The sequence below is a fragment of the Paenibacillus sp. sgz302190 genome (assembly GCF_059820445.1).
Genome location: NZ_JBZYAO010000087.1, coordinates 1 through 2,241, shown reverse-complemented (window position 1 = coordinate 2,241; position 2,241 = coordinate 1). Strand labels below are relative to the sequence as shown.

Sequence of the window (2,241 nt, the reverse complement as noted above, 5' to 3'; positions counted from 1 at the left end):
TCCTCTCAAATTTCCTACGCCCGCGACAGATAGGGACCGAACTGTCTCACGACGTTCTGAACCCAGCTCGCGTACCGCTTTAATGGGCGAACAGCCCAACCCTTGGGACCTACTTCAGCCCCAGGATGCGATGAGCCGACATCGAGGTGCCAAACCTCCCCGTCGATGTGGACTCTTGGGGGAGATAAGCCTGTTATCCCCAGGGTAGCTTTTATCCGTTGAGCGATGGCCCTTCCATTCGGTACCACCGGATCACTAAGCCCGACTTTCGTCCCTGCTCGACCTGTTTGTCTCGCAGTCAAGCTCCCTTATGCCTCTGCACTCTGCGAATGATTTCCAACCATTCTGAGGGAACCTTTAGACGCCTCCGTTACTTTTTAGGAGGCGACCGCCCCAGTCAAACTGCCCACCTGACACTGTCCCCGACCCCGCTTAGGGGCCCAGGTTAGAACTCCGATACGATCAGGGTGGTATCCCAACGGCGCCTTCACCCAAGCTGGCGCTCAGGCNTTCGGTACCACCGGATCACTAAGCCCGACTTTCGTCCCTGCTCGACCTGTTTGTCTCGCAGTCAAGCTCCCTTATGCCTTTGCACTCTGCGAATGATTTCCAACCATTCTGAGGGAACCTTTAGACGCCTCCGTTACTTTTTAGGAGGCGACCGCCCCAGTCAAACTGCCCACCTGACACTGTCCCCGACCCCGCTCAGGGGCCCAGGTTAGAACTCCGATACGATCAGGGTGGTATCCCAACGGCGCCTCCACCCAAGCTGGCGCTCAGGCTTCTACGGCTCCCACCTATCCTGTACAGATCGTACCAAAGTCCAATATCAAGCTGCAGTAAAGCTCCATGGGGTCTTTCCGTCTTGTCGCGGGTAACCTGCATCTTCACAGGTATTAAAATTTCACCGGATCTCTCGTTGAGACAGCGCCCAAGTCGTTACGCCATTCGTGCGGGTCAGAATTTACCTGACAAGGAATTTCGCTACCTTAGGACCGTTATAGTTACGGCCGCCGTTTACTGGGGCTTCGGTTCACAGCTTCGGATTGCTCCTAACCGCTCCCCTTAACCTTCCAGCACCGGGCAGGCGTCAGCCCGTATACTTCGCCTTGCGGCTTCGCACAGACCTGTGTTTTTGCTAAACAGTCGCTTGGGCCTTTTCACTGCGGCCCCCTCGGGCTATTCACCCTACCGAGGCACCCCTTCTCCCGAAGTTACGGGGTCATTTTGCCGAGTTCCTTAACGAGAGTTCTTCCGCGCGCCTTAGAATTCTCTTCTCGCCCACCTGTGTCGGTTTGCGGTACGGGCACCTTCGCCTGGCTAGAAGCTTTTCTCGGCAGTGTGAAATCATGACCTTCGGTACTAAAGATTTCCCTCCCCATCACAGCCCAGCCTTATGGTGTGCGGATTTGCCTACACACCAGCCTCACTGCTTGGACGAGCATCCATCAGCTCGCGTCACTATCCTTCTGCGTCACTCCATCGCTCATAACGGCTTCGGTGGTACAGGAATTTCCACCTGTTGTCCATCGACTACGCCTTTCGGCCTCGCCTTAGGTCCCGACTTACCCTGAGCGGACGAACCTTCCTCAGGAACCCTTAGGCTTTCGGCGGATCAGATTCTCACTGATCTTTTCGTTACTTATACCGGCATTCTCACTTGTGTGCAGTCCACCTGTCCTTCCGGTCAGACTTCAACCCGCACACAACGCTCCCCTACCCAAGTACTTTCGTACATGCCATAGCTTCGGTGGCGTATTTAGCCCCGTTACATTTTCGGCGCAGAGTCACTCGACCAGTGAGCTATTACGCACTCTTTCAATGGTGGCTGCTTCTAAGCCAACATCCTGGTTGTCTGTGCAACTCCACATCCTTTCCCACTTAACACGCACTGGGGGACCTTAGCTGGTGGTCTGGGCTGTTTCCCTTTTGACAATGGATCTTAGCACTCACTGTCTGACTTCCGGACTACAGTTTGTGGCATTCAGAGTTTGACTGGACTTGGTAACCCTTGGCGGGCCCCGCACCCAATCAGTGCTTTACCTCCACAACTGAACATCCGAGGCTAGCCCTAAAGCTATTTCGGGGAGAACCAGCTATCTCCGAGTTCGATTGGAATTTCTCCGCTACCCCCACCTCATCCCCGAATTTTTCAACATTCGTGGGTTCGGGCCTCCAGTGAGTGTTACCTCACCTTCACCCTGGACAGGGGTAGATCACACGGTTTCGGGTCTACGCCTG

The 2,241-nt window shown here is 55.0% G+C and carries 1 rRNA gene; it reads right to left on the bottom strand.

The window, feature by feature from the left end:
* Positions 1-2,241: ribosomal RNA gene (locus AC6RNO_RS36495) — 23S ribosomal RNA — on the bottom strand; the annotation flags it as partial.